Here is a 22,960-nt window from a genome sequence, read left to right as displayed (position 1 = left end):
GGGCCGGCGGCCGGGGTGGCCGCCCGCCCCGGCCAGAGGTCGGCCGTGGGCCGGGAAGGGGTGGACATGATTCGAAATCATGGCACGAGGGAGCGACAAGGCAGGGGTTTCAGTCAAACCCAGCGGTCAGCGCACCCAGGCCACCCGCAGCGGAACCGAGGAAGAGCAGGGATCACCAAGAAAACTGGATAGCCTTTGGCTGTGCGTATCGCGACATGGAATGTGAACAGTGCCCGTGCCAGGGCCGAACGGATCGGCGACTGGCTGGACCGGAGCGACATCGACGTCCTCGCCATCCAGGAGACCAAGGCCCGCGACCACCAGTTCCCCGGGTCGGTCTTCACCGACCGCGGGTACGAGGTGGCCCACCACGGCCTCTCCCAGTGGAACGGGGTCGCGATCGCCTCGCGTGTGGGCCTGGAGGACGTCCGGATCGGCTTCCCCGGACAACCCGGCTACGGCGAACCCGAGGAGCGCGAAGCCCGCGCCATCGCCGCCACCTGCGGCGGCGTCCAGGTGTGGAGCCTGTACGTGCCCAACGGCCGCGAGGTCGACCACCCCCACTACGCCTACAAGCTCCGCTGGCTGGAGGCCCTGCGCGAGGCGGGCGCCGCACGCCTGGCCGAGGACCCCGAGGCGCAGATCGCCTACGTCGGCGACTTCAACATCGCCCCCCAGGACGACGACGTGTGGGACATGGCCGCCTTCGAGGGGCTCACCCACATCACCGATCCCGAGCGGGACGCCTTCGCCAAGCTGGTCGACGCGGGCTTCGCCGAGGTCGTGCGCGAGCACACCCCCGGCCCCGGCGTGTACACCTACTGGGACTACAAGGGACTGGCCTTCCCCAAGCGCAGGGGCATGCGCATCGACTTCGTGCTGGCCTCGCCCGCCCTCCGGGCGCGGGTGACCGGCGCGAGCATCGACCGCGAGGAGCGCAAGGGCAAGGGCGCCTCCGACCACGCCCCGGTCATCGTCGCCCTCGACGGTGCCGACAGCCAGCCGGTCGACAGGGAGAAGAAGTGAGTTCCGACATGGGTTCCTGGCCGAACCAGCCGCGTGTGGCGGTTCTGGGCAGCGTCAACATGGACCTGGTCGCCTACGTGGACCGGATGCCCGGCGGCGGTGAGACCGTCACCGGCTCCGACTTCCGCCAGGTTCCCGGCGGCAAGGGTGCCAACCAGGCCGTGGCGGCCGCGCGGGCCGGCGCCCGAGTGGCCTTCCTCGGCGCCGTCGGAGACGACGCCTTCGGGCAGCAGCTGCGCGCCAACCTGGAGGCGGACGGGATCGACGCCACCGGCCTGCACACCGTGCCCGGGGTCTCCGGGATCGCGCACATCGTCGTGGAGGGCGACGGCGGCAACCGCATCATCGTGGTGCCCGGTGCCAACGGCCAGGTCGCCGGGGTCCCCGAGGCCGACCGCGCCCTGGTGGCGGGCTCCGACGCCCTGCTGCTCCAGCTCGAACTCCCCATGGGCGCTGTGGTGGCCGGGGCCCGGCTCGGCCGTGAGATGGGTGTGCCGGTCCACCTGACCCCCGCACCCGCCCGGGAGCTCCCCGACGAGCTGCTGGAGAACGTGGACGTCCTGGTCCCGAACCAGCACGAGGCCGCGGCGATCACCGGGCACACCGAACCGCGCGCCGCCCTGGCGGCGCTGCTGGAGAGGGTGCCCGAGGTGCTGCTGACACTGGGCGAGGACGGTTCCCTGCACGGGCGCCGGGGCGAGGAGCCGGTGCACGTTCCGGCGCGTCGCGTGAAGGCGGTGGACACCACGGCCGCCGGGGACACGTTCTGCGGTTCCTTCGCGGTGGCCCGTGTGGAGGGCCGAACGCCGCGGGAGGCGATGGAGTTCGCAGCGGCCGCGGCCGCGATCTCCGTGGGACGGCACGGAGCCAGCTCGTCGATGGCCTCGCGGGACGAGGTGGAGGCCCTGCTCAGGGGCTGAGCCGGGATCTTCCGGACCGGGCGCACGCCCTGGCCCCCGTGGTCAGGGCGTGTGCCCGATCTGTTTGAGGAACGGCGCGGGGTCCTGGTCCTGCAGGCGGACCTCCAGCACGATGTCGACGGTGTCGCCGACCATCCGGCCGCCCCAGGGGACCGGACCGCCGTCGCCGACCCCGAAGTCGGACAGCCTGATCTGGGTTGTGGCGGAGAAGAAGTGCCCGTGGGTGTCGTCGGGGGAGCCGTAGTCGGGGGCGTCGCCCACCCACTCCGAGTTCAGGGTGACGGGGACCCTCGTGCCGTGCAGTTCGAGGTCGCCGTGCAGCCGGAAGGAGTTCTGGCGTCTGGTCGCCTCGATCCCGGTGGAGGTGAAGCGGATCTCCGGGTGGCGCTCCACGTCCAGGAAGTCGGGGGAGCGCAGGTGCGCGTCGCGCGCGCCGACACCGGTGTTGAGGCTGGTCGAGTCGATCACGACCTCCACCGAGGACCGCGTGGGGTCGTCCGCCACGTAGACCTGTCCCTCGGCCTGGCCGAAGGTGCCCTGGACCCGGCCGAAGCGCAGGTAGTGGGCGACGAAGATCAGGCTGGAGTGCAGCGGGTCGAGGTGCCAGGTGCCGGGGCCCGGGCCGAACTCCGCGGGGATGGATGTCATAGGCGATAGCTCCCTTTATGTCTCATATGAGGCATTCGTCCACATACTTTAGGTCTGACGCCTGACCAGGACCCCGGGTTCCGGCCTGACCTGCGGAGAGACATTCGACTCGGCGTTTTCGGGAAGCCGTCGGAACCACCTCGGACCAGCCGGATCGCCTCTTGCGGGGGGTGTCCCGGAGAGCTGTGGCGGCCCCCGTCCGGGGCGGTTCCGGCCACAGGTGTCCGAGGTCTCGGCCACACGGGACCCGACACACGGAAGGAGGGCCGGGGCGCGCGGCCCCGACCCTCCTTCTGCGTGTGCTCGTTACATGTACTCGGGCGACTCCACGCCGAGCAGGTCCAGTCCCTGGACCAGGACGCGCAGCGCCACGGACACCAGCGCCAGCCGCGACTCGCGCTCGGCGTCGGTCTCCGCGGTCAGCACCGGGCAGTGCTCGTAGAACACGGTGAGGGCCTGCGCCAGCTCGAACAGGTACCCGGACAGGCGGTGCGGCTGGAGGAAGTCGCCGACCTGCTCCACCACGGCACCGAAGCCCAGCAGCTTGAGCGCGAGGTCGCGCTCGGCGCCCTCGGACACGGTGATCCGACCGTCGATCGCCTGCGGGTCCACCCCGCCCTTGCGGAAGATGGAGCGGATCCGGGCCTGCGCGTACTGCAGGTACGGGCCGGTGTTGCCGGTCAGCGCCAGCATGCGGTCGAAGTCGAACACGTACTCGGTGTCGTGCGAGACCGACAGGTCCGCGTACTTCACCGCGCCGATGCCGACCTTGTGGGCGATCGACGCCTGGCTCTCCGCGTCCAGGTCGGGACGGTTCTCCGCGACCACGGCCGCGGCCCGCTCGACCGCCTCGTCCAGCAGCTGCATGAGCCGGACCGGCGCGCCGCTGCGGGTCCGCAGGATCTTGCCGTCCGGGCCCAGCACGTTGCCGATCTGCACGTGCGTGGTCTCGACGCCGTCCGGGAGCCACCCGGCCTTGCGGGCGGTGGCCCAGATCATCTTGAAGTGCATGGCCTGCGGAGCGCCGACCACGTACAGGACGCGGTCGGCCTTGAGGTCGTCCACCCGGTAGCGGACGGTGGCCAGGTCCGTGGTGGCGTAGCCGTAGCCGCCGTCGCTCTTGCGGATGATCAGCGGCACCGGCTTGTCCTCGCGGCCGATGAAACCGTCCAGGAACACGCACAGCGCGCCGTCGCTGACCTCGGCGATGCCCTTGGCCTCGAGCTCGTCGCACACGTCGGCGAGCATCGCGTTGTAGCTGCTCTCACCGGCGAGGTCGTCGTCGGTGAGGGTGACCCCCAGCCGGGAGTAGACCTTGTTGAAGTAGACCTTGGACAGGCCGACGAGCTTGCGCCACAGGCGCAGCGTCTCCTCGTCACCGCTCTGGAGGGCGACCACCCGGCGGCGCGCCCGGGCGGAGAAGTCGTCCGGGGACTCGCCGGAGGAGTCGAACTTGGTCCGGGCCGCCTGGTAGAAGGCGTTGGGGTCGGTCGTCAGGAGGTCGGCCTCGTCGGACTCCTCACCGATCTCCAGCAGGTGCTCGATGAGCATGCCGAAGGGGGTGCCCCAGTCGCCGATGTGGTTCTGCCGGATGACGTTGTGGCCCAGGAACTCCAGGGTCCGGGCCAGGGAGTCGCCGACCACCGTGGTGCGCAGGTGCCCGACGTGCATCTCCTTGGCCACGTTGGGCGCGGAGTAGTCGAGCGGGATGTTCTGGCGCTCCTGGAGCGGCACACCCGCTCGGGGGTCGTCGAGGAGCCGGCGGGTCTGGTCGGCGATCCAGTCCTCGCGGAGCGTGAGGTTGATGAAGCCCGGCCCGCTGACCTCGACGTCGCGGCAGACGTCGGACACGTCGAGGTGCTCCATGATCGCCGCGGAGACCTCGCGGGGCTTTCGGCCCAGGCGCTTGGCGAGCGCGAGTGCGGCGTTCGCCTGGTAGTCAGCGAACTGGGACGGGCGGATGACGGGGTCGGTGTCGGCGAACTCGGGACCGAAGGCGGCGCCGAGAGCGGACTGGACCCGTCGCGAGAGTACTTCCTGCGGGTCGGCCATGCCCCTAAGCCTACCGACCGGCCGTGCTCTTCCCGCCAGGTGCCAACCAGGTCACACGGGCCCCTTCCGGGGGCCCGCACGGCTGGATACGCTCGTCCGGTGAGCGATCCGACACCCGACCCGACACCCGACCCGGCGAGCGGCCTGTGGGACCCCGGGGCCCCCGGAGTGCTGAGACTGCCCTCGGGGAGGCTCGTCCGCGGCCGTGGCCTGGGCTACCCGCTGCCGGAGGGGCCGGTGCCCGATTTCGGGCTCTACCTCCTCGACCACGAGCCGCCCACGTTCACCTGGACGAACCGCTGGGTGCGCTGGGCGGACTTCGGACTGCCCGCCGACGACGCCGATGCCCTGGTCCGGTTCCGCGAGGCCCTGGAGCGCTCCGGGGAGGAACGGGTGGAACTGGCCTGCCTGGGCGGACGCGGCCGCACCGGGACCGCGCTGTCCTGCCTGGCGGTCCTGGACGGCGTCCCCGCCGAGGATGCCGTGGCCTACGTGCGCGAGCACTACTCCTCCCACGCTGTGGAGACGCCACGACAGGAAGGCTACGTCCGACACTTCGCGGGGTGAGGGCGCACCTCCCGGGCCGATCGCACCGCTCAGCCGGGGGAGTCCTTCGGGAACGGGAGCCGGGCGTCGCCCAGCAGCCCCTCGTCGCGCTCGATCCAGTAGCGGCGCAGCACGTCCAGCAGTACCGACGAGCGCACGTCCGTCACCCCCGGCATGCCCGCCAGGTCCTCGGTGATGAAGCGGCCCAGCGCGTGCTCGTCCTCGAAGGCCCCGTGGTGGATCACCGACACGTCCCCCGCCACCACCGAGACGTAACGCGCCGAGGGGTGCGCCGCCAGCCGGTCGGCCACCAGGGGGATCGACCCCGGGCGCACCGTCAGGGACAGGACCACCTCCAGGCGCATCCCCAGCTGCTCCGGCTCCACCTCCACCCTCGGGCGCACCAGGCCGCGCTCCAGCAGCGACTGCACGAGCCGGTAGGCGGTGGACTGGCTCACGCCCACCTCCCGGGCCACGTCGCCGGAGCCGATGCGCGCGTCAGCGTGCAAGAGGCGCACCACACCCGTCTCGTCGGCGCTCAACCCTCCCGCGGCCCCCGTGCGTGTCTCGGGCACGTGGATCCGGTGCGGTAGCAGCGCCTCCAGCCGTTCGGCGGGCAGCCGGTCCAGGGCCCAGGCGTCAGCCCGGGTGACCGGTTGAAGCACCAGGTCGGACTGGGTCGATCGGACGCCCTCCACCGACGGGATCCCGTCGGTGAGCAACTCGACGGCCCGTCTTCGGCTGGTCGGGTGCGCGACGCAGTAGACGTCGGCCCTGCCGCTGCTCACGGCCACGAGCTGGATCTCGGGCTCGTGGGAGAGCTGCCGGGCCACTTCCACGGACCGCCCGGGGACGGCGTGCAGCCACACGTGGCGCGGGTGCGTGTCGGAGACGAGCGACCAGTCGAGCTGCCCCACGACACGCAGCAGACGCTGCGCCTGCAACCGCTGGAGGCGGCGCCCCGCCGTGCTCGGTGAACTCCCGAGCACCTCCGCGAGTGCGCTGATCGGCGCCCTGGGGGCGTACTGCAGGGCCGCGACCAGGTCGAGGTCGAGTGCGTCCATCTTCTGTACTCCCACACACAAGAGCATAGGTGCTAAAGAGGGATCGATTTTTGACTTAACCAAGCGATGTCTAGCTGGATATTGACAAGAAACATCATTCCGATGGACTCTTGCCTGACAGTCAGGGTGTGACGCACAGCACGTCCCACCTCTCTCCTCTCCACCCCCAAGGAGCCGACGGTGACCTCTGCCGAAGTCCGCAGCACCGGTCGCGGTATGGCCGTGCTCATGCGGTGCCTCCAGTTCATCGAGCGGGCGGGCAACAAGCTCCCCCATCCGTTCTGGCTGTTCGTCTTCATGGCCGCGCTGGTCGTGGCGCTCAGCGCGGTCCTCAACGCGGTGGGCGCCTACGCGATCTCGCCGGTGGACGGGGAGCGCATCCAGGTCAGAAGCCTGCTGACCGCCGAAGGCCTGCGGATGATGATCGGCGACGCCATCACCAACTTCGCCGAGTTCCCGCCCATGGCGCTCATCGTGGTGGTGATGCTCGGTGTCGCCGTCGCCGAGCGCGCGGGCCTGCTCAACGCCCTGCTGCGCGGAAGCGTCACCCGCGTGCCGCCCCAACTCCTGACCTTCGCCCTCGCCCTGGTCGGCGTGAGCGCGAGTGTGGCCTCCGACGCCGCGTACGTGGTGCTGGTCCCCCTGGGCGCCATGATCTTCAAGGCGGCCGGGCGCAGCCCGATCCTCGGCCTCGTCGTGGCGTTCGGGTCGATCTCCGCCGGCTACAACGCCTCGGTCGTGCTGACCCCGGGGGACGCCCTGTTCGCCGGGCTCACCACGAGCGCGGCCCACATCATCGATCCCGGGTACGTGGTCACACCGCTCGCCAACTACTTCTTCACCGCCGTCAGCGCCCTCCTCCTGGCGCTGATCATGACCGCGGTCACCGAGTTCGTCCTGGTCCGGATCACCGCTCGTATGGAGGTGGACGGTGACGGCGTCGACGAGGACCTGGGCGAAATGCGGCTCACCCCGCTGGAGCGCCGGGGCCTGCTGCGGACGCTGTGGGTTCTGATCGCCGTCGTGGTGGTGATCGCGGCCGTGCTGGTCCCGTCCGGGTCGCCGATGCGCGGCGAGGACGGCGGGGTGCTCAGTTCACCGATCGTCACCGGGATCGCCTTCGTCATGGGACTGCTGTTCCTGGTGCTCGGCGCGGTCTTCGGCCGGACCACCGGTTCCCTGGCCCGGGCCCGGGACATTCCCGAGGCCATGGCCACGGGTGTGCGTGAGCTGGCTCCGGTCCTCGTGCTGTTCTTCGCCGCCGCGCAGTTCCTGGCCTACTTCCGCTGGAGCGGGCTGGGGGAGGTGGCCGCGGTCCGCGGTGCGGAGCTGCTGGACTCCACGGGCGTGCCGACCCCGGCGCTGCTGGTCGGGATGGTGCTCGTGTGCACTCTGATGAACATCATGATCACCAGCGGTTCGGCGCAGTGGGCACTGGTGGCACCGGTGTTCGTGCCGATGTTCATGCTGCTGGACATCCCGCCCGAGACGACACAGGCCGCCTTCCGTGTCGCCGACTCCCCCACCAACGTCATCAGTCCGATGAGCCCCTACTTCGCGATGGCGCTGGGCTTCCTCCAGCGGTACCGGCGCGACGCGGGCATCGGCACACTGTTGTCGATGACGCTGCCGATGGCGGTGGCCATGCTCGTGGGCTGGACCGTCATCCTGCTGATCTGGTGGGGTCTGGGTATCCCGCTCGGCCCCGGTGCGCCGGTCCGCTGACGGGCCGCCCCGGCCCGCCCCCGCTTCCTTCCCCTTCTCCTCTGCCCACCCCTCTTCCCCGCCCCTGAACGACGAGGACCCGAAAGGCGACCACGTGAACGACACGGACCTGCCCGCCCTGGCCGAAGCCGCCCGGAGCAACCTGCCCGACCTCCTGGCGGACCTGCGCCGCCTGGTGGAGACGGAGACGCCCAGCAACGACAAGGAGCTGCTGGACGCCGGGCTGGACGACATCGAGGTGTGGCTCGACCAGCGGCTCGGAGCGCCCTCGGAGAGGGTCCGCCGCGACGGCGGGGCCTACGGAGACGTCCTGGAGGTGCTCTACCCCGGCGACGGTGACGGCGAGGTGCTGCTGCTGTGCCACTACGACACGGTGTGGCCGCGCGGAACGATCCTGGAGTGGCCGGTGACGGTCGAGGGGGAGCGGTTCAGCGGGCCGGGATGCTTCGACATGAAGGCCGGCATCGTGCAGGGGGTGTGGGCGATCAGGTCCCTGCGCGAGCAGGGTGCGCGGCTGCCCTCGATCCGGTTCCTGTTCAACGGGGACGAGGAGATCGGCAGCCCGGCCTCGCGCCCGCACATCGAGAGGGCGGGGCGGGCGGCCGACGTCACCCTCGTGCTGGAGCCCAGCCGCGAGGGGATGGTGAAGACCGGACGCAAGGGCATGGGGCTCTTCGACGTGACGGTCACCGGGGTCGAGTCGCACGCCGGTCTGGACCCCGAGAGCGGGGCGAGCGCGGTCCACGCCCTGGCGGAGCTGGTGCCGAGGATCGTGGCGCTGGCCGCTCCGGAACGGGGGACCACGGTGAACGTGGGTGTGATCGAGGGCGGGACCACTCGGAACGTCGTGGCGGGATCGGCCGCGTGCCAGGTGGACGTGCGTATCCAGGACCCGGCCGAGAGCACGCGGGTGGACGAGGGGCTGGCGGCGCTGATCCCGTCGGACACCCGCGTGAAGGTGGAGGTGACCGGGGAGTGGAACCGTCCGCCGATGAATCCCGGTCCGGCCACGGAACACGCGTTCGGGCCGGCCCGTGAGGTGGCCCTGGAGCTGGGGGAGGAGCTGGGACAGATCTCGGTGGGCGGTGCGAGCGACGCCAACCTGGTGGCGGCGCTGGGGCGCCCGGTCCTCGACGGCCTGGGGGCGGCCGGGGCCGGACCGCACTCGCGCGACGAGCACGTGGACGTCGGCCGTACCCCGCACCAGGTGGCCCTGCTGGCGGGCCTGTTGGCCCGCCTCGCCGACGGCTGACCGCGCGACGCCCGCGACGGTGGGACCTGCCGGCACGCAACGGCGGCCAGGCCCCGGCCGCGCCGTCCACGGACATGGACGGCCCTGCCGGGGCCGGCGTGCGGGGACCGCGACGCCCGCGGGTCAGCGCTCCTCGGAGCGCCGGTGGAGCCAGTTCGGGGAGCGGTGGGGGACCCGGCGGCGGATCTGGTCGCCTATCCGGCCGCCCGCGAGGTTGTGGGCGAGGCGGCAGGCGTGCGCGACGCCCTCGGGGTGGCTGTCGCCGTGCGCGATGACCACGGTGCCGTTGAGGCCCAGCAGGGCCGCGCCGCCGTAGGTCTCGCTGTCGAAGCGCTCGCGCAGCTTCCGCAGGGCTCCGCGCTGGAGCACCGCCCCGGCCTTGGCCATGGTGGACGAGGTGAGCGCCTCCTTGAGGGCGTTCATGGTGAAGGCCGCGGTCCCCTCGATGGTCTTGAGCGCCACGTTGCCGCTGTGGCCGTCGGTGACCACCACGTCAACCTTCCCGTGGAGCAGGTCGTGGCCCTCGATGTTGCCGCGGAAGTCCATGGTCTCGGAGCCCTCCGCGGCGGCGGCGAGCATCTCGCCGGCCCTGCGGATGAGCTTGTTGCCCTTGCCCGGCTCCGAACCGATGTTGAGCACGCCCACCCGGGGCCGCTCGACCCCGAAGGCGGTCTGGGCGTAGGCGCAGCCCAGGTGCGCGAACTGGACCAGCATCTCCGGCTTGGCGTCGGCGTTGGCCCCGGCGTCCACCATGATCGTGGGCACCTGGCCCGTGGGAAGGGTCACTGCCAGCGCCGGGCGCAGCACGCCCGGCTGTGTGCGCAACCGCACCGTGGAGGTCGCCACGATCCCGCCGGTGGAGCCAGCGGACACGAGGGCGTCGGCGTCGCCCCGGCGGATCAGCCGACAGGCCACGGCCGCACTGGAGCGGGGCCTGCGCCAGCTGGCGAGGGCCCCCTCGTGCATCGCGATGTTGTCCTCGGCGTGCACCACCGGGATGTCGCGCAGGGCCCCCTCCTCGGCGAGGATGGCGGCGATCTCGGTCCGCCGCCCCACGAGCAGGACCCGGAGGCCCAGTTCGCGGACGGCCAGGACGGCGCCGCGTACGATCTCCCGGGGCGCGTTGTCACCGCCCATGGCGTCCACCGCGATGATCGGCGGTGACGTCCGCGGTACCGGGGTCTGCGCGTCGGGTGTGCCAGTCACAGCTTCCTCACACGATCAGGTGGTGCCGGTGGGCGGGTAGGGTGTGCCGTTCGCGCTGCCCTGCATGGGCTGACGACACGGTTTCGCGGCACGGGTGAACACGCCCTGAGGGGCTGTCCGGGGTGGTGTGGTGACACGCTATCGGGTCGCCCGTGCTCTGCCTACGGGCGGCGCGTTCGTGTACCCGTGCGAGGATACTTCCAGTATGTCCAGGTCAGGGCTGGATATTGCGCAGAGTGGGTACAAATCCCCTAGTCGGGGTATATCCGCTCGCTGGCTCGGTCGCGGGAAACGCTCCGAGCACAGCTGATAACCGAATTTTCATCCCACGGTGGACCTCCGGTACCCGTATGCCGGAACCACCGGTTCAGGGCTGCCCTCCTTCCTGAGGAAGGGCCCCTGTTCAATCGCAGGAGAGGAGAGGCGTGAGCGTTACGCCTGACGTGGCACAGTCCCCGTCCGCCGGACGTCGGTTTCGTGCCTACACGACGAAACACCTCGACGAGCTCACGGCGCGAGCCGGTCTCGCGGCTGATGAACAGCTCGCGGTCAAGGCGGTCGCCAATGTGCTGCCGTTCCGGGTCAACAGCTACGTCGTCGACGAGCTGATCGACTGGGATGCCGCTCCCGACGATCCGATCTACCGCCTGGTCTTCCCGCAGGCGGACATGCTGCCCCAGGACGACGTCTCCAGGATCGCCGACCTGATCAGCTCGGGCGCCGGTCGCAAGGAGCTGAACGAGGCCGCCAACCAGGTCCGGGCCAAGCTCAACCCGCACCCGGCCGGCCAGATGGACCTCAACGTGCCCACCACGGGCAACGAGGAGCCCATCCCGGGGATCCAGCACAAGTACAAGGAGACGGTGCTCTTCTTCCCGAAGCAGGGGCAGACGTGCCACGCGTACTGCACCTACTGCTTCCGCTGGGCGCAGTTCGTCGGCGACGCCGACCTGAAGTTCGCGTCCGGTGAGATCGACCAGATGGTCGAGTACGTGCGCTCGCACCCCGAGGTCACCAGCGTCCTGTTCACCGGCGGGGACCCGATGATCATGGGCGAGGGGGTCATCTCCCGCTACATCGAGCCGCTGCTGGAGATCGAGCACCTCGAGGCGATCCGGATCGGGACCAAGGCGCTGGCCTACTGGCCGCAGCGCTTCACCACCGACCCGGACGCGGACGACACGCTCCGCCTGTTCGAGAAGGTCGTGGCCTCGGGCAAGAACCTCGCGTTCATGGCCCACTTCTCGCACCCGAACGAGATGAAGCCCGAGCTCGTGCAGGAGGCCGTGCGCCGGATCCGCGCCACGGGGGCGGTCATCCGCACCCAGGCCCCGCTGATCCGCACGATCAACGACGACTCGGCCACGTGGGAGGACATGTGGCGGACGCACCTGCGCCACGGCATGGTGCCCTACTACATGTTCGTCGAGCGTGACACCGGCCCGCAGGACTACTTCGCGGTGCCGCTGGCCGAGGCCTACGACATCTTCCGCGGTGCCTACCAGAAGGTCTCGGGCCTGGCCCGGACCGTGCGCGGCCCGTCGATGTCGGCGACCCCGGGCAAGGTGTGCGTGGACGGTGTGACGGAGATCTTGGGAGAGAAGGTCTTCGTCCTGCACTTCATCCAGGCGCGCGACCCGGAGCTGGTCGGAAAGCCCTTCTTCGCCAAGTACGACGAGAAGGCCGCCTGGCTGTTCGACCTCAAGCCCGCCCTCGGTGCCACCCACTTCCCGTGGGAGCAGGCCCCGGTCGGCGCCAACGGCCTGGTCGACCCCACCCGGCTCTGACAGCCTCCCGTGCTGTAGGAGCGGCGGGAACGGTGGAGAACCGGCGGAGCCCGGCACCTGGTGGGTGCCGGGCTCCGCTCGTGTCCGCGCCGTGGACGGAAACAGGCCGCCGCGGGACGGGGGTCGACCGCAGGGCCGACGGCGCGGACACGTTTCCCGGGTTGGTCCGCCAGTGGGGGAAGGGGTACCCGGGGGAGGGGGGATTCGGAAGGATCGTCGGGGCGGGGAAACGGACGGGTCGTGGGGGCCGCCCACGTGTCGGGTCAGTCCAGGAGGGCGTCGAACTCGCCGGTCTTGGCACCGCGGACGAAGGCCCTGATCTCCGCCGGTGTGTAGACCAGTGCGGGCCCCTGCGGGTCGCGGGAGTTGCGGACGGCGATGTCACCACCCGGAAGAGTGGCCACCTCCACGCAGTTCCCGTCCGGGTTGCTCCAACTGCTCTTGGTCCATGCGACCTGCAACCGGTCCGCGGGGACGCCGTTGTAGATCGGGTGCATCCTCAACCTCCTGGAACTTCGGGGACTCGTGAGCGGGGCTGTCCACAAGCGGCTCCAGTGCGCCGTGCTCGTCGGGCCGGACCACCCTGACCGACCGCCTTGTCCCAGAGCGGAGAGGTCGTTTCCGAGGTGGTCCGTTCGTCCCCGTGCGAGTCCAGAGCGTAGTCCATGCACGTGCATCCGTGATTGCATCAGCAAGCACCCGAGCGTCGGCCCGGTCCAGGGCGATGGTGGAACCGCATGTCAGACCTAACGCGCCGCAAGCTCCGAAGGTTCGGCGTCCCAGGATTGTTTCCCAGTCGTGGCCGAAGGCGGCCATGGGAGCGGCCCCGCGGGCACCCAGGGCACTCGGGGGGTCACCGGGGGTGCGGGTCCGGGTGGCTCCGGTCCGTGGACCGGAACCGCCCGGACGGCGGGGGATCAGGGGAACGCTTCGGGGGCGGGAGCGCGGTCCCGCCGGTCAGGCTCCGTGGAAGTCGAGGAAGCGCTCGAGGATCTCCGGGGTGGAGCTCGGGAGCGGCGCCTGGGTGGCCAGGTGGTCCATGGTCTGCGCGTAGCGGCTGGTGTCGTCGTACTTGTCGAAGTACAGCGCGCTGCTCAGCTGCTCCAGGTAGACCACATCGGGCAGCTGGGGCGTGGGGAACCTCAGGATGCTGAAGGGGCCTCCTGCGGCCGGGTGGCCGCCCATGGCGAACGTGGCGATCTGGATGGTGATGTTGGGTCGGCGGGACATCTCGAGGAGGTGTTCGATCTGTTCGCGCATCACCTCGGCGTCGCCGTAGGGGCGGTGCAGGACCGCCTCGTCGATGACCGCCCACAGGCGCGGCGGCTCACCCTCGGGAGCGGTGAAACGCCGTTGCCGATGCATGCGCATGTTCACACGACTGGTCACGTCCTCCTCGGAGGTGGTCGTCCGTGAGAGCTTGATGACGGAGCGGGCGTACCCCTCGGTCTGGAGCAGTCCGGGTACGAACTGCACCTCGAAGGTCCTGATCACCGACGCGGCCTCCTCGAGGCCCACGTAGACGCCGAACCACTGCGGCAGCACGTTGCCGTACTTGTGCCACCAGCCCTGGGCGTTGGCGCTGGAGATCATCCCGACCAGCGCCTCGCGCTGCTCCGTCTCCTCGACTCCGTACAGTTTCAGCAGGTCGTCGACGTCCCGGTGTTTGAAACTGACCTGACCGAGCTCCATTCGGCTGATCTTGGCGTGGGAAGCGCGGATCGCGTAACCGGCGTCCTCGCGGGAAATGCCCTTCTCCTGGCGCAAGCGCCGCAGCTGGGTGCCGAGCAGAATGCGCAGCACGGTGGGACCACCGCTGGAATTGGCCAGAAAATCCTGTGTGACCTGGTGGTTCGGCATTGGGTCGGCTACCACTTCGCCTCCCTGGGAGTGGTATTGGCGGGAGCGACCGCTCAGTATACCGATGTCGTTGTTCCCCGACAGGGGGGCGAGCCGATTCGAGACCTGGTGAAGTGTGCCGGCAGGAATCTCCTGTGGTCGGGGTGAATTCTTCGCGAGGGGGCCTACCAAAAGGGGGACGAGGTCCTATAGTCTTGCCGAAAGTTGATCTGCACGTGCATCTGTGGCTTGCGTATGTAAGGAACACGTACGAGGGACAGGGCACGGCGGAAGTCGGATGCGCGAACCGACATCACCCGTGAGGACCGTGATGAACGCAGAGCTGATGCCTTCGGAGCTTGAGGCCGGGGCATCCTGGGACCCCCTCTCCCGGGTGCGGTCGTCCCAAGGAACGCCGCATGGTTGGTGGGAGCCGTCGCTCGGTCGACTGGCCGTGGGAGAGAGCGCACGCGCCCCGGGTGTCGCGGCCGCCTCCTACGGGGCGGTTCCGGGATCGGTCCGGGCGGCGCGGGAGTTCGGCGTCGCGAGCCTGTCGGCCTGGGGTATGTCCGAACCGGCGGAGAACCTTCGGCTCGTCATCTCGGAACTGGTCGGGAACGCGTGCCGGCACGCGGTCACGGGCGGACGCCCCGAGCACACCAGGGTCACCCTGCAGCTGAAGCCGCTTCCCGCCGACGGAGCCGTGGTCTGCATGGTCTCCGACCCCAGCCCGCAGGGCCCGGTCCAGGTCGACGCGCACCATTTCGCCGAGTCCGGCCGCGGGCTCGGGCTGATCGCGGCGTTCAGCCGGGAATGGGGCTGGAATTCTGTGGACGGACACGGAAAGGTCGTATGGGCCGTATGCGGTTCTGAGCCGTTCTAGGGGTCCCGCCCCCGCGGAGAACGGACGGTGCCCGGACTTCGGGACAGTGGTGGAGCCTGCCGATGCGAGTAGGCTGTCGAAGCATGTCGGTATTTGACCGACGGCGGCAGAGTGTCCCCACCGACCCCGAACACGGGAGTAAGGCGTGGCCGTACTGGACCCGGACCAGGAGCACTTCCGGTGCGACGGAATGACCGTCGTGCGTCTGGAAGGCGAGATCGACATCGCCACGGCGGAGAGCGTGTTCGCCGGCCTCGCCTCGGCCGTGGTCGAGAACTGCACGGTCGTCGACCTCTCCGCGGTGGAGTTCATCGACGCCTCGGGGGTCAACGCACTGGTCGGGGCGCTCCGGATCGCCTCCGGATCCCAGCGCCACCTCCTGCTCGCGAGCCCGCCCCGGCAGCTGCGCCGCATCCTGGACGTGCTGGACCTGCACGGGGTGCTGCCCACCCACGACGACGCCGCGGCCGCCTGTGCCAGCCACGCGGGTCACGCGGTGCACTGACACCGCCGACCGCCGACCGCTGCCCGTGCACCGGCTGTCCCGTCGACCCCTGACCACCGCCGGCGGACGCGTCCCGCGAACGAGAACGGGGCGCGCCGCCCGGGGTCCCACCCCGTGCCGCGCGCCCCGTCCACCGAGGGAACGTGTCCCGACCTACTCCACGGTCACGCTCTTGGCGAGGTTGCGGGGCTGGTCCACGTCGTTGCCCTTGGCCAGGGCGAGCTCGCAGGCGAACACCTGCATGGGGATCGTCGAGACGATCGGCTGCAGCAGGGTCGGCACCGCCGGGATCTCGATGAGCACGTCCGAGTACGGGCGCACCGACTCGTCGCCCTCCTCGGCGATCACGATGGTGCGGGCGCCGCGGGCGCGCACCTCCTGGATGTTCGACACGATCTTGTCGTGCAGCACGCTGCGCCCCTTGGGCGAGGGCACCACGACGACCACCGGCAGGCCCTCCTCGATCAGCGCGATCGGGCCGTGCTTGAGCTCACCGGCGGCGAACGCCTCGGCGTGCATGTACGCCAGTTCCTTGAGCTTGAGCGCGCCCTCCATCGCCACCGGGTAACCCACGTGGCGGCCGAGGAACAGCACGGTGTCGGCGTCGGCCAGGGAGCGGGCCAGCTCCCGGACCGGCTCGACCGTCTCCAGGACCTTCTCGATCTGCTCCGGCATGGTGGCCAGCTGCGCGATGACGGCGTTGATCTCGTCGCCGAACTTCATCCCGCGCACCTGGGCCAGGTACAGGCCGATCAGGTAGCAGGCGGCCAGCTGGGTGAGGAAGGTCTTGGTGGCGGCCACCCCGACCTCCGGTCCGGCGTGCGTGTACAGCACGCCGTCGGACTCGCGCGGGATGGTGGACCCGTTGACGTTGCAGATCGCCAGCACACGGGCGCGCTGCTCGCGGGCGTAGCGGACCGCCATCAGGGTGTCCATGCTCTCGCCGGACTGCGAGATCGCGATGACCAGGGTCTGCTGGTCCAGGATCGGGTCGCGGTAGCGGAACTCGCTGGCGACCTCCACCTCGCAGGGGATCCGGCACCAGTGCTCGATCGCGTACTTGGCGATCAGGCCCGCGTGGTAGGACGTGCCGCACGCGATGATGACGATCTTCTCGACCGACCGCAGCTCGGCGGGGGTCAGGCGCATCTCGTCCAGGGTGAGCTGGCCCTCGACCGAGACCCGGCCCAGGAGGGTGTCGGCGACAGCCTTGGGCTGCTCGACGATCTCCTTGAGCATGAAGTAGTCGAAGCCGTCCTTCTCCGCCGCGGAGGCGTCCCAGTCGACGTGGTACTCGCGCACGTCCACGGGGTTGCCCTCGTAGTCGGTGACGAGCACGGAGTCGGCGCGCAGCTCCACGACCTGGTCCTGGCCGAGCTCGACCGCCTCACGGGTGTGGGCGATGAACGCCGCCACGTCGCTGGCCAGGAAGTTCTCGCCCTCGCCGCGGCCGACGACCAGCGGGGAGTTGCGGCGGGCCGCGACGACCAGCTCGGGGTCGTCGGGAGAGATCGCGACCAGCGTGAAGGCGCCCTCCAGGCGCTTGCACACGGAGCGCATCGCTCCGGCGAGGTCACCGTCCCCGCGTCGCTCCAGCTCCTTGTTGAGCAGGTGGGAGGCGACCTCGGTGTCGGTCTCGGACAGGAACTTGCAGCCCTGCTCCTCCAGCTCCAGGCGGAGGGAGGCGAAGTTCTCGATGATGCCGTTGTGAACGACCGCGACCCGGTTGTCGTTGTCGACGTGGGGGTGGGCGTTCACGTCGTTGGGCGCACCGTGCGTGGCCCAACGGGTGTGACCGATTCCGGCGCCCTCACCGGAGATGGGGTGCTCTTCCAGGGCCTGGCGCAGGTTGGCGAGCTTTCCCGCCCGCTTCTCGGAGCGCAGGGTTCCCTCACCCAGCACTGCGACACCCGCGGAGTCATATCCGCGGTACTCCAACCTTGCGAGGCCGTCAACGACAACCTCAAGCGCCGGTTGCGGCCCGACGTAGCCAACGATTCCGCACATGGCCGCCAGCGTAGGCGAAAAGCCGCCCCGAATCGACCAACCAGTGGCCCATACCACTGGTCGTTTTCGCAGGTAACGGTATAGACCATTTGGTGTATCCGAGGTAGACCACGCAGGTGGGAGGGGTGTGTCGGGTCCCGAGTGGAACCGGTTCGCACCCGTCCGAACCCGGTCAAAAAACCTTTCGTGTCGGCGAGGTGAACGTGTGCTTTCGAGCACGTTCCCGTTCCAGGTCGGCCAAGGGAGGGACCGCCTGCCCGGAGTGGGGGAGTGCCTCGTCTAGTGTGGTCAACCGTGTCTCACGCGACGAAGAACGGCTTCTCCTCGCCCTATGTGGAACTGGACCGTGCGGCCTGGGCCGCGCTCCGGGCCTCCACGCCCCTGTCCCTCACCGAGGCCGACCTCAGCGACCTTCGGGGTACCAACGACCCCACCTCCCTCGAGGAGGTGCGCGACATCTACCTGCCCCTGTCGCGGCTGCTCAACCTCTACGTGGGCGCCACCCAGCAGCGCCACGCCGCTGTGCGTGCCTTCCTCGGAGAGTCCGACCGCCCCTCGCCGTTCATCATCGGCGTGGCGGGCAGCGTCGCCGTGGGCAAGTCCACCACGGCCCGTCTGCTGCGCTCCCTCCTCGCCCAGTGGCCCAACCACCCGGACGTCGAGCTCGTCAGCACCGACAACTTCCTGTACCCGAACTCCGTGCTCCAGTCCCGCGGCCTCATGCGCCGCAAGGGCTTCCCGGAGAGCTACGACCGCCGGGCGCTGGTCCGGTTCGTGTCGGAGATGAAGGCCGGGGCCGAGCGCCTCGACATCCCCGTCTACTCCCACCTCCACTACGACGTGGTGCCCGGCGAACGCCAGACCGTGCACCGCCCGGACATCCTCATCGTGGAGGGCATCAACGTCCTCCAGCCCGCGACCGCCGGACGCCTGGCCGTCGCCGACTTCTTCGACTACTCCATCTACGTCGACGCCAGGGTCGACAACGTCCGCAACTGGTACCTCGACCGGTTCCGCGAACTGCGCCGCACCGCGTTCTCCGACCCCCGCTCCTACTTCCACCACATGGCCACGACCATCGAGGAGCACGAGGCCCTGGACTTCGCCGCCAACACCTGGCGCACCATCAACGAGGTCAACCTGGTGGAGAACATCAGGCCCACCCGCGGGCGCGCCACCCTGGTGCTGTTCAAGGGCGACGACCACCGGGTCAGCAGGGTGCGGCTCCGCAAGACCTGAGCGGGCCCGGCCGTGCGCCCGCCGAGCCCGGGGAGGGGGCTCGGCGGGCGCACGCCTCGGTCCCCGTTCCCGTTCTCCCGGCCGGTCTCCGCAGAACCCTGAACAACAGCCCCGGTTCGGGTAAGCTCGCAGGTTCGGCATCACCGCCCCCCAGGGGCGTGGTGCGCGCTCATGGATCGGAACGAACCGGGCCCTCGAGGCGACCGGGGCGGGACCGCGCGCACGAGTGAAGCCGCTCCTTGTCCCGCCGACCCCGAGGTCCTCCCATGACCACGCTCGATCCCACAGCCGTGCCCGCCGATCCCGAACTCCTCGCCGAACGCGAAGCCCTGCGCGAGGCCCGCGCCGCCCTGCGCCGGATGCGCGAGGAGGTCGACGCCACCGAACTGCTCTTCGGTGACGCCGCCAAGGACAAGGTCACCGACGCCGCCCTGCGCCGCGGCCGCGAACGCCGCCTGGCCGCCCTGGCCGACATCCCCGGCGCGCCCCTGTACTTCGGGCGCCTGGACTTCGACCCCGGCACCGTCTTCCTGGACGATGACGACGACTCCGCCGACGGGGAACACGACCCGGCCGACCGGACCGCCGACGAGCCCGACCGCATCAACATCGGCCGCCGCCACGTCCACGACGGCCGGGGAAAACCCGTGGTCCTGGACTGGCGGGCGCCGATCAGCGTCGCCTACTACCAGGCCTCGCCCAGCGAACGCATGAAGGTCCGGGTCCGCCGCCGCTACGGGTTCGGTACCGTCGCCGGCCCCGACGGGGAGCCCGAGTCCGTCCTCACCGCCTTCGAGGACGAGGACCTGATGCTCGGGGAGAACGCCCCGGAGGCCTCCCTCGGCAGCGCGCTCCTCGACGCGGAGATCGAACGCCCCCGCACCGGGCCGATGCGGGACATCGTCGCCACCATCCAGCCCGAACAGGACGCGCTGGTCCGCGCCCCGCTGGAGACCACCCTGTGCGTCCAGGGCGCGCCCGGCACCGGCAAGACCGCCGTCGGCCTGCACCGCATCGCCTTCCTGCTCTACAGCGAACGCGAACGCCTCTCGCGTTCGGGTGTGGCGATCATCGGTCCCAACCGGTCCTTCCTCTCCTACATCCAGGACGTGCTGCCTGCCCTGGGTGAGGTCGACGTCCACCAGACCACCGTCAACGAACTCCTCACCCGCGACCTGCCCGAGCGCATGCGCCCCGCCCAGGGGTGGGTCCGCCGCACGGAGAACCCCGAGGCGGCCCGGACCAAGGGCTCCGCCGTCATGGCCGAGGTCCTCCGCCGGGACCTGTGGGCGCACCTGCGCGCCCCCGAGGAGACCGTGATGGTCCGCCAGGGCTCGCGCCGCTGGCGCCTGTACCCGGAGGACGTGCGCCCCCTCCTCGACGAACTCGCCGAGCGCGGTGTCGCCTACGGGTCCGGCCGCGAACTCCTGTCGCACCGCATGGCGCACGCGGTCCTGAGCCTCATGGAGGCCGAGGGGCAGGTCTGCGACGACCGCACCCACACCCAGGTCCGCCGGGACCCGGCGGTGCGCGCCGCCGTCACCGCCCTGTGGCCCAAGGTCGAGCCGCTCAAACTGGTGCTCGGCCTGCTCACCGACCCCGAGCGCCTGGCCCGCGCCGCCGAGGGGCTGCTCACCCCCGAGGAGCAGCAGGCGGTGCTGCTGCCGGGCAGGCCGCGCGGCCCCAAGTCGGCGAAGTGGTCGGAGGAGGACCTGGCCCTGGTGGACGAGGCCACGGCGCTGATCGAACGCCCCTCCGGGCTGGGGCACGTGGTCGTGGACGAGGCCCAGGACCTGAGCCCGATGCAGTGCCGGGCGATCGGCCGCCGAGCCGGATCGGGTTCGCTCACGGTGCTCGGCGACATCGCCCAGGGCACGAGCCCGTCGGCGGCCCGCAACTGGTCGACGCTGTTGGAGCACCTGGGCAAGCCCACCGGCCACCTGCACGCCCTGGACCGGGGTTACCGGGTGCCCGCGCAGATCATCGACTTCGCCGCCCGCCTGCTGCCCGCGATCGCCCCCGGTCTGGGTGCGCCGGTGGCGGTCCGCCGCTCCCCGGGCGCGCTCCAGCTGGTCCCGGCGGCCGAACGGATCGCCCCGGCCCTGGCCGAGGCCTGCCGGACGGCGCTGAAGGGCGAGGGCTCGGTGGGGCTGATCGCCGCCGACCACGAGCTGCCCGCCCTGCGCGGGGCCCTGGCCGCCGAAGGGGTGGAGGCGCCGCTGCTGGGTGAGACCGGCATGGACAGCGCCCGCCTGGTGGCGGTGCCGGCGAGCATCGCCAAGGGTCTGGAGTTCGACGCGGTGGTGGTCGCCGAACCCGCCGCCATCGTGGAGGCCGAGGAGAGGGGCATGAACCGCCTCTACGTGGTCCTCACCCGAGCGGTGAGTTCGCTGCACGTGGTCCACACCCGCCCGCTGCCCGCCGAACTCACCTGAACCCGGGCTCCGGGTCCCGCACGCGGAGTGGGACGGTGACGCTGTCGATCGGGGTGCCGAGGACCCCGTCGACGGCGTCCCGCCCCCTCTCCCGGACCTCGTGCAGCGTGGGCCCGAAGGTGTGAACCCGCGGTTCGGACCGGATGCGGCCGATCTTCGTGCAACCCCGGGGCGACTTTCCCCGTCGGACCTGGTGTGGACGGACACGGGCGATGGGGGAGCAGCATGAGGGGAGTCGTCCTCGACGATCTGAGGGACCCGACGGGGACCGGGGACCCCGGGTTCGACCGGCGGGTGCGGGAGGTGCTCGACGGCGGGCCGGCCGAGGACGCGGGCGAGCTGTACGAGGAGGCCGTCGGACGCTTCGGGGCCGACCACCACGACGCCCTGACCCTGCGGGTGCACACGGCGCTCCGCCAGGAGCGGCAGGGCGACCCGGCCGGGGCGGCGATCGCCCTGAGCGGGGCGGCCGGCCAACTGTCGGACAGCGTCGGCCCGCTGCACCCGCACATGCTCGCCCTGCAGGCGGAGACCGCCCGGCTCTGGGGGGAGTGCGACCTCACCGACCTGGCCGCGGACAGCTACGAACGCCTGGCGGAGACGACCGCTCAGGCGAGGGGCGCCGACAACCCGGGCGCCCTGGCCGCCTACGAGCGGTTCTCCTGGTGGACCGGGAAGACCGACCGGGTCGGGCGGGCCGTCGAGGCCTACACCGAACTCCTCACCCGGCAGCGCCGCGCGCTCGGCCCCAACCACGAGGACGTCCTGGAGACCAGGACCGAGCTGATCCGCTGGCACGCCCAGGCGGGCGATCCGACCGGGGCCGCCCGGGCCTGCGCCGACCAGGTCGCCGCCCGGGCCCGGGTCCACGGCCCCGACCACCCCGACACCCTGGCCGCCCGGGTCCAGCTGGTGCGGTGGTGCTCGGAGGCGGGGGACGAGGCGGGGGCCGTCCGGGCCTGCGCCGAACTGCTCGCCGCCCGGGAGCTGAGCCGACCCCCGCACCACCGCGAGGTCCTCAACACCCGGCGCCTGCTCGCCCGCCACCGGATCGGGGCCGGTGACCTGCTGGCCGCCGAACGGGACTACGAGGAACTGCTTCCCGACCTGGAGCGCCACCTGCCCGTGGACCACCGCCTCACCCTGCTGGCCCGGGCCGACCACGCCCGGCTGATGTTTCTGCTGGGCGAGACCGACACCGCCAAGGCCGGGATCGAGGAGAGGATCGAGGACCTGGAACGGGTTCTGGGCGCCGGGCACGAGAGCACCGTGACGGCGCGCTTCCTGCTCGCCGCCACCCGGGTCACCGTCGGAGACCTGGAGGGGGCGGTCACCGAGGCCGAGGCCCTGCTGCCCGAACTGAGCGAGCGCTACGGGGACGACCACCACACGACCCTGTTCGCCCGCGCGCACGTCCTGGAGGCGCGGGGCGACAGCGCGGCGATCGGTCTGTACCGGGAGCTGTGCGAGCGCTGGACGCCTGTTCTGGGCCCCACCCACCCCAACGTCCTGCTGGTCCGCCTGCGCCTGGCCACCGAGGGCGACCTGGGAAAGGACGGGCGGCGGCACCTCAGCGCACTCTTCGAGGAGTTCCGCCGGGCGCTGGGGTCCACCCACGGGCTGACCGTCATGTTCCGGGCCCTGCTCATCACCCTGCGCTCGGACGAGGCCACCGCCCTGGCCGAGCTGGGCGACCTGTACCGCACGTGTGCGCAGACCCTGGGACCGGACGCCCCCGGCACCCGCGCGGCGCTGGAGGCCTACACCGAGTGGCGCGAACTGGTCCTCGGGGACCGGACGCGCCGGTCGGCGTGAGAGCCGGACCC

18 protein-coding genes are annotated in these 22,960 nt (G+C 70.9%); 11 read left to right on the top strand and 7 right to left on the bottom strand.

All coding sequences use genetic code 11. From position 1 onward, the window contains the following. Positions 1-201 precede the first annotated feature (201 nt). Both D458_RS0104780 and D458_RS0104775 read left to right on the top strand, forming a co-directional pair. Positions 202-1,026, top strand: coding sequence for an exodeoxyribonuclease III (locus D458_RS0104780; RefSeq protein ID WP_193374594.1), 825 nt, complete (start codon positions 202-204; stop codon positions 1,024-1,026). A gap of 8 nt (positions 1,027-1,034) precedes the next feature. Continuing rightward, positions 1,035-1,946 carry a ribokinase gene (locus D458_RS0104775; protein WP_040702178.1) on the top strand — a complete coding sequence of 304 codons (912 nt, stop codon included), beginning with the start codon at positions 1,035-1,037 and terminating at the stop codon, positions 1,944-1,946. Positions 1,947-1,988: 42 nt separating this feature from the next. On the opposite strand, the gene D458_RS0104770 is transcribed toward D458_RS0104775, so the two are convergent. Both D458_RS0104770 and argS read right to left on the bottom strand, forming a co-directional pair. Next, the gene (locus D458_RS0104770; protein WP_017585584.1) at positions 1,989-2,594 is read right to left on the bottom strand and encodes a YceI family protein; all 606 of its coding nucleotides are present in this window, start codon (positions 2,592-2,594) and stop codon (positions 1,989-1,991) included. A 306-nt stretch (positions 2,595-2,900) separates the two neighbouring features. Further along, positions 2,901-4,646 carry an arginine--tRNA ligase gene (gene argS / locus D458_RS0104765; protein ID WP_017585583.1) on the bottom strand — a complete coding sequence of 582 codons (1,746 nt, stop codon included), beginning with the start codon at positions 4,644-4,646 and terminating at the stop codon, positions 2,901-2,903. A 99-nt stretch (positions 4,647-4,745) separates the two neighbouring features. Between argS and D458_RS0104760 the strand changes: the two genes are divergently transcribed. Continuing rightward, positions 4,746-5,213, top strand: coding sequence for a protein-tyrosine phosphatase family protein (locus tag D458_RS0104760; RefSeq protein ID WP_017585582.1), 468 nt, complete (start codon positions 4,746-4,748; stop codon positions 5,211-5,213). Between the two features lie 29 nt (positions 5,214-5,242). Here D458_RS0104760 and D458_RS0104755 read toward each other — a convergent pair whose 3' ends face one another. Further along, positions 5,243-6,256, bottom strand: a complete 1,014-nt coding sequence (locus D458_RS0104755) for an Lrp/AsnC family transcriptional regulator (protein ID WP_017585581.1) — start codon at positions 6,254-6,256, stop codon at positions 5,243-5,245. 216 nt (positions 6,257-6,472) lie between these two features. Here D458_RS0104755 and D458_RS0104750 point away from each other — a divergent pair, with 216 nt between their 5' ends. Together D458_RS0104750 and D458_RS0104745 are read left to right on the top strand one after the other, a co-directional pair. Further along, entirely contained in the window at positions 6,473-7,981 is a 1,509-nt protein-coding gene (locus D458_RS0104750; RefSeq protein WP_051049588.1) for an AbgT family transporter, read from the top strand. A gap of 94 nt (positions 7,982-8,075) precedes the next feature. After that, the gene (locus D458_RS0104745; RefSeq protein ID WP_017585579.1) at positions 8,076-9,233 is read left to right on the top strand and encodes a M20 family metallopeptidase; all 1,158 of its coding nucleotides are present in this window, start codon (positions 8,076-8,078) and stop codon (positions 9,231-9,233) included. A gap of 123 nt (positions 9,234-9,356) precedes the next feature. Here the strand turns inward: D458_RS0104745 and plsX are convergent, their stop codons facing one another. Further along, on the bottom strand, positions 9,357-10,439 hold the full coding sequence (plsX, locus tag D458_RS0104740; RefSeq protein ID WP_017585578.1) for a phosphate acyltransferase PlsX: 1,083 nt from the start codon (positions 10,437-10,439) through the stop codon (positions 9,357-9,359). Between the two features lie 443 nt (positions 10,440-10,882). Here plsX and D458_RS0104735 point away from each other — a divergent pair, with 443 nt between their 5' ends. Further along, positions 10,883-12,226 (top strand): KamA family radical SAM protein, encoded by a 1,344-nt coding sequence (locus D458_RS0104735; RefSeq protein WP_026118999.1) that lies wholly within the window; start codon positions 10,883-10,885, stop codon positions 12,224-12,226. A gap of 263 nt (positions 12,227-12,489) precedes the next feature. Here D458_RS0104735 and D458_RS0104730 read toward each other — a convergent pair whose 3' ends face one another. Continuing rightward, positions 12,490-12,723, bottom strand: a complete 234-nt coding sequence (locus D458_RS0104730; protein WP_017585576.1) for a DUF397 domain-containing protein — start codon at positions 12,721-12,723, stop codon at positions 12,490-12,492. 460 nt (positions 12,724-13,183) lie between these two features. Then, entirely contained in the window at positions 13,184-14,086 is a 903-nt protein-coding gene (locus D458_RS0104725; protein WP_017585575.1) for a helix-turn-helix domain-containing protein, read from the bottom strand. 433 nt (positions 14,087-14,519) lie between these two features. Between D458_RS0104725 and D458_RS0104720 the strand changes: the two genes are divergently transcribed. Together D458_RS0104720 and D458_RS0104715 are read left to right on the top strand one after the other, a co-directional pair. Further along, entirely contained in the window at positions 14,520-14,948 is a 429-nt protein-coding gene (locus D458_RS0104720; RefSeq protein WP_017585574.1) for an ATP-binding protein, read from the top strand. Between the two features lie 145 nt (positions 14,949-15,093). Further along, a complete protein-coding gene (locus D458_RS0104715) occupies positions 15,094-15,453 on the top strand; it encodes an STAS domain-containing protein (protein ID WP_017585573.1) in 360 nt (119 codons plus the stop codon). A 153-nt stretch (positions 15,454-15,606) separates the two neighbouring features. Here the strand turns inward: D458_RS0104715 and glmS are convergent, their stop codons facing one another. Further along, positions 15,607-17,460 carry a glutamine--fructose-6-phosphate transaminase (isomerizing) gene (gene glmS / locus D458_RS0104710; protein ID WP_083936235.1) on the bottom strand — a complete coding sequence of 618 codons (1,854 nt, stop codon included), beginning with the start codon at positions 17,458-17,460 and terminating at the stop codon, positions 15,607-15,609. A gap of 333 nt (positions 17,461-17,793) precedes the next feature. Here glmS and coaA point away from each other — a divergent pair, with 333 nt between their 5' ends. The 3 genes from coaA (at position 17,794) to D458_RS0104695 (ending at position 22,949) form a co-directional block, all read left to right on the top strand. Beyond that, a complete protein-coding gene (gene coaA, locus D458_RS0104705; RefSeq protein ID WP_017585571.1) occupies positions 17,794-18,699 on the top strand; it encodes a type I pantothenate kinase in 906 nt (301 codons plus the stop codon). 266 nt (positions 18,700-18,965) lie between these two features. Continuing rightward, entirely contained in the window at positions 18,966-21,134 is a 2,169-nt protein-coding gene (locus D458_RS0104700) for a HelD family protein (RefSeq protein WP_017585570.1), read from the top strand. 225 nt (positions 21,135-21,359) lie between these two features. Then, positions 21,360-22,949 (top strand): tetratricopeptide repeat protein, encoded by a 1,590-nt coding sequence (locus tag D458_RS0104695; protein WP_017585569.1) that lies wholly within the window; start codon positions 21,360-21,362, stop codon positions 22,947-22,949. The last annotated feature ends 11 nt before the right edge of the window (positions 22,950-22,960 follow it).

This window comes from Nocardiopsis ganjiahuensis DSM 45031 (assembly GCF_000341085.1).
Classification (GTDB): domain Bacteria; phylum Actinomycetota; class Actinomycetes; order Streptosporangiales; family Streptosporangiaceae; genus Nocardiopsis; species Nocardiopsis ganjiahuensis.
Note: the sequence above shows the minus strand (reverse complement) of the source record. Positions and strands in the feature narration are given on the sequence as shown.